This window comes from Deltaproteobacteria bacterium, from assembly GCA_026712905.1.
GTDB lineage: Bacteria > Desulfobacterota > Binatia > UBA9968 > JAJDTQ01 > JAJDTQ01.
The window spans coordinates 1-2,308 of sequence record JAPOPM010000060.1 but is presented as its reverse complement, the minus strand read 5'-3'; the positions used below and the strand labels follow the sequence as shown (position 1 = coordinate 2,308).

General features: G+C 59.8%; 3 protein-coding genes. 1 reads left to right on the top strand and 2 read right to left on the bottom strand.

The features are described 5' to 3' along the window. Nucleotides 1-531 (bottom strand): ATP-binding cassette domain-containing protein (locus OXF11_04575; GenBank protein ID MCY4486373.1); only part of this gene is annotated, 531 nt, incomplete at its 3' end. 251 nt (nt 532-782) lie between these two features. On the opposite strand from OXF11_04575, the gene OXF11_04570 reads away from it, so the two are divergent. After that, nucleotides 783-1,667 (top strand): arginine deiminase family protein, encoded by an 885-nt coding sequence (locus OXF11_04570; protein ID MCY4486372.1) that lies wholly within the window; start codon nt 783-785, stop codon nt 1,665-1,667. Between the two features lie 49 nt (nt 1,668-1,716). Here OXF11_04570 and OXF11_04565 read toward each other — a convergent pair. After that, nucleotides 1,717-2,308 (bottom strand): amino acid-binding protein (locus tag OXF11_04565; GenBank protein ID MCY4486371.1); only part of this gene is annotated, 592 nt, incomplete at its 5' end.

Here is a 2,308-nt window from a genome sequence, read left to right as displayed (position 1 = left end):
GAGCCCGACCCGTTGCTGCATACCGCCCGACAGCTCACTCGGGAAGCGGTCCTCGTAACCGTCGAGTTTGACAAGGTTGAGCAAGCGCTGGGAGATCTCCCAGCGTCTCGATTTGGGCAGGCCCTGTACCTGCAGCGGGAAGGCGACATTGTCCCGGACCGTGCGGTGCGGCAACAGGGCCATGTGCTGGAACACCATGCCTATCTGGGTCGCGCGCAGCTTCCTTAATTCGCCTTCGCCGAGAGCAAGGACGTCTCGACCGAGAACTTCGATGCGCCCGACGGTCGGCTCGATCAGCCGATTGATATGGCGTACCATGGTCGACTTGCCGGAACCGGAAAGTCCCATCACGCAAAATATCTCTCCGCGCGGCACTTCGAACGAGCAATCCGCTATGCCGACAACGCATCCGAACTGCTCAAGCGCCTGCGCTTTGGTGAGACCCTCCTGCGTGATCGCCCGCATCGCTCCGTCGGCCCGCATACCGAAGATTTTCCACACACCCTGCAGCCTGATGACCGGGTCACTCATTTCCTACGCCGGCGGCAGGGTTGCCGCTCTCTCCCGATAATCCCACGAACCCGCCCTCCTGGTTCATCTATTTGCCCAGAACAAGCGGAACTAATGAGTTCTTTTCCTTTTGGTCCTCCGTCATTATGTGGAGGCATACCAAGGCCACAAAGGTCACGTGTTGGCCAGAAATTACTGTCCCCTTTTCCCTTGAGAATAGCGCCAAGAAATGGTGTAATCATGGCACATACTAAAATATGGACGAAGAACCTATGATCACCAGCTCGCCCCGATGGGGGATTCATAACGACTACGGGCCGCTCAAGGACGTACTCTTGGGAACACCCGCATTCTACCGTTGGGTCGACGCCGGTCCAATTGCCATGAGGACGCTGAACAACCAAGAGCACACGGGAGTCCAATTCAATCTCCAGTCGGCTATGTCGCAACACGCCGAGATGGTGAAGATTTACGAGTCTAATGGTGTCACTTGCCATTATCTGGATGCCGACGAGGTCCTGCATCGCAACTTCTTCGCCCGCGACTCGAGCGCCATGACTCCCTGGGGCGCACTGATCTGCCATATGCAGCTCAAGAGCCGGCGTGCCGACTACGTGACGGCGATCCGCTTCTATCAGAACAACGGCATCCCGATCTGGCGCTACGCCACTGCCGGTCACTTCGAGGGTGGCGATTTTAACATCCTGGAGCCGGGCTTCGTGTTGATCGGCCACAATGGCGAACGTTCCGAACGCGAGGGCTCGGAACAGGTGGCGGCGTGGGTGCGGGAGCAGGGATGGGAGGCAGTGGTGGCGCCCATCTCGCGAGAGTTCGTGCATATGGACGGCTTGGTGGTGCCGCTTGCTCCGAAATTGGTCGTGGCCTGCGTTGACGCACTGGAGGACTGGCTGGTGGCGCTGCTCCGCGGGCGCGGTTTCGAGTTCGTGGAGGTCGGCTATGCAGAAGCCAGGAACCTCGGTGTCAACCTCGTGGCGCTCGGCAACGACCGCGTGCTCTCGATGCGCGGGGCCAAAGACCTGAACGCGCGCATGCGCGCGCTGGGGTTCGAAGTGTTCGATCCGGACATGTCGATGTTCACCCTGGGTGGTGGCGGCGTCCATTGCTTGTGCCAAGCGCTTTGCCGCGAAGACGTATAGAAGAAGAGGGAAACCGGCGGGCGCCGGCATCGCCGTAACGACCGGTGTCCTACTTCATCCAGGAATCCACGAGTTCGGCGTTTTCCTGCGCCCATTGCTGGGCGTAATCGCCCGGGCTCATCTTCTGAACCACGAGGGCGAATGTCATCCGGGATACCTGGTCGGTCGTCAGCGCGATTTTGCTCAGCAAGTCCGCAGCTTCCGGATGCGTCTCCTCCAAAGCCGTCGCGTAGTGGACGTGCAGATAGGCCAGGTCCCAAGCGACCGGAGCACTCGATTTTTCCAGCCATTCCGGGTCATCGGTGGGCTGGATGACTACCCACTTGGACGCGTCATACGCGGGTTCCTCCAGAATGACCAGATCGTAGAGCGCGAACATGTGGTTGGGCGTATAGCAAAAGAAGACGTGGTTGGCGTCCTTCGCGACCGCGGCGTCCACGTCGGCCATTGCCAGCGCCTCGTCCATTTCCAGCAGCTCCATGGTCTCGTCGTATCCGTAGCTCCTGGCGCGGATCTTCTCGATATTCGTCGAGGCCCAGCCCGACGCCCCGACCCACACTTCACCCAGGCCGTCTCCGTTCGAGTCGAAATTCTTCGCCATGTCGGGATCGGCAAGATCTGCAATCGCCTTGATGCCGGTG

Coding starts and splice junctions, on each gene's coding strand:
- OXF11_04570 (MCY4486372.1), top strand. CDS start 783: ATGATCACCAGCTCGCCCCGATGGGGGATTCATAACGACTACGGGCCG.